At 39.1% G+C, this 2,363-nt stretch carries 3 protein-coding genes, 1 tRNA gene and 1 pseudogene; all 5 read left to right on the forward strand.

The features are described from left to right. On the forward strand, positions 1–234 hold a 234-nt coding region (locus GYA49_01175; protein NMC35636.1), incomplete at its 5' end, for a hypothetical protein. Between the two features lie 6 nt (positions 235–240). After that, entirely contained in the window at positions 241–1,344 is a 1,104-nt protein-coding gene (gene rpoD, locus GYA49_01180; protein ID NMC35637.1) for an RNA polymerase sigma factor RpoD, read from the forward strand. A gap of 75 nt (positions 1,345–1,419) precedes the next feature. Continuing rightward, positions 1,420–1,809: a hypothetical protein gene (locus tag GYA49_01185; GenBank protein NMC35638.1), complete on the forward strand. Its 390-nt coding sequence runs from the start codon at positions 1,420–1,422 to the stop codon at positions 1,807–1,809. 114 nt (positions 1,810–1,923) lie between these two features. Beyond that, a pseudogene (locus GYA49_01190) lies at positions 1,924–2,201 on the forward strand (GIY-YIG nuclease family protein). Next, positions 2,158–2,232: transfer RNA gene (locus GYA49_01195), tRNA-Asn, on the forward strand. The pseudogene GYA49_01190 and the gene GYA49_01195 overlap by 44 nt, the downstream one beginning before the upstream one ends. Positions 2,233–2,363 lie beyond the last annotated feature (131 nt).

The following is a 2,363-nucleotide window of genomic DNA, read 5'->3' on the forward strand; positions in this document are numbered from 1 at the left end:
CCGGCTGAGTTGCAAGCTCAATTTGATACCAGCTTTTTACTGGAACTGCCAAATTACAGTGATAAAGAAGTGGTAAACAAAATCCAAGAACTGAGTAGTCAGCTTGCAAAATTGAGTCTTCGTGATAGACTAAGCAGGTTGCGCGACCAACTCCCACAAACTCAGGCAGAAAGTCGTGATAAGCTAAAGCGCCAAATCAATGATGTTTTGGTGCGACTTAGACGTTATAATTAATAAATTATGGCTAAAACTACCAAAAAACCCACCAAAGCCAAAATTGATACTAAACCACTTATTGCTCAAGGTAAAAAGAATGGTTTTGTGACTCAAGATAATATTTTGGATATGTTTCCCAAGGCAGAGGATCACATTGATGAGCTAGATGTTTTGTATGACAAGCTCTATAAATTGGGAATTGACGTCTTTGAGTCTATGTCCGAAGAAGAAGCTGATGAGGAAAAGGAAGCTTCTGATTTGGAAAAAGAATTGGAAGTTTTAGCTACCCTTTCTGATAAAAAACTAGCTGATCCGGTGCGGATGTACCTCAAAGAAATTGGTCGGATTCCGCTTTTGACTCGTGAGCAAGAAATTGATTTGGCTAGGCGTTATGAGGAAGGTGATTTAAAAGCCAAAGCTCATTTAACGACCGCTAATTTACGCTTAGTAGTTTCTATTGCTAAAAAATACATTGGTCGGGGTATGAGCTTTTTAGATTTGATCCAAGAAGGTAATAAAGGCTTAATTAGAGCGGTTGAAAAATACGACTGGAAACGAGGGTATAAATTTTCGACCTATGCTACTTGGTGGATTCGCCAAGCTATTACTCGAGCTATTGCCGATCAGGCTCGGACCATCCGCATTCCGGTTCACATGGTTGAGACTATCAATAAACTAGTTCGGACTCAACGCCGGTTGATGCAGGATTTGGGCCGCGATCCCTCGCCAGAAGAAGTAGGTAAAGAAATGGATCTTGACCCAGATAAAGTTCGCGAAATTATGAAAATTTCGCAAAAAACCACCTCTTTAGAAACCCCAATTGGTGATGATGAAGACAGCTATTTAGGTGATTTTATTGCTGATGATACTCAAGAGTCGCCATATGAGCTGACCTCCCGCCATCTGCTTAAAGAAAATCTGATGGAAGTGCTCTCGGCTTTATCTGATCGTGAAGCCAAAGTTCTCAAAATGCGCTTTGGTTTAGAAGGCAAGCGTCCTATGACCTTGGAAGAAGTTGGTAGTGAATTTGGAGTGACTAGAGAACGAATTCGGCAAATTGAAGCTAAAGCACTGCGTAAACTAAAACATCCCAGTCGAAGGAAAAAACTTCAAGATTTCCTTGACTAAAATGCTGCCACCTCAAACTTGGTGTGAGATTTTAAAAAATGAAAGAAATCAAAACCAAGTTTGATGTAAACTTTTATGGTTTCATCCCAACTTCAACAGGGCTTACTTGATCTTATTTATTTCACCTGGCTTCACAACAGCCAAGCGATTGCCTATTTTCTAGGAGCTTGTTTAGCTTTGGCATTACAATTTATTAAACCCCGTCGGCTTTACTTACTTTTTTTTGTGGGTTTTTTGTTGCTTTTAATCCAATTTCAGTATATTAAACACATTGTTGATCCTCTTGAGCAGCAAACCCTTCAAACCGTTTTACAACAAGGATCTCAAGGTGTTCGCTTTAGTAGGCTAACTGAATTTTTCCTGAGGAAATTTGTGCCTTTAATTTTGTACTTTGGGGGATGGGGAGCTGTATTTTTAGGAGTAATTTTAGCTGGAAAACCAACTGACAAGCCAAAATTACAATGATATAATTCTGTCTGTTGTTTAGCTCGTTAATTTTGAATTTGAAATATTCCCCGATAGCTCAATGGTAGACCTGCATGCCGGCAGGCAGGGCACCCGCCTGTTAAAATAATATTGATGTATTATTTTTACGCTATTCAAAGTCAAAAAACTTAAGTTTGTATAAGGGAATTTCAAATGACCCCGAAAGAAGAGTTAAAGAACATAATGTCGGCAAAAATAAAAGTACAAAATCTAAAAAACCTTGGAAATTAGTGTACATTGAGAAATGTTTAAATCGGTCTGAAGCAAGAGAAAGAGAGAAGTATTTTAAATCCGGAAGCGGTAGAGAAAAACTTAAAAAGTTAATATTCCCCGATAGCTCAATGGTAGAGCGCCCGCCTGTTAAGCGGTAGGTTCTTGGTTCGAGTCCAAGTCGGGGAGCCAGAGTTGACTATCGGCATAATTTAAGATTGTGTCGAACGGTTTTATAGCGTCAAATCGGACTTTTTTACCTTCTACTCTAAGGTTCGATAGTACGAGCTTAACTAACTGCCTTCTTTCTTCCACTTCCGAAC

The organism is Candidatus Beckwithbacteria bacterium (genome assembly GCA_012797845.1).
GTDB lineage: Bacteria > Patescibacteriota > Microgenomatia > UBA1400 > UBA1449 > JAAZOH01.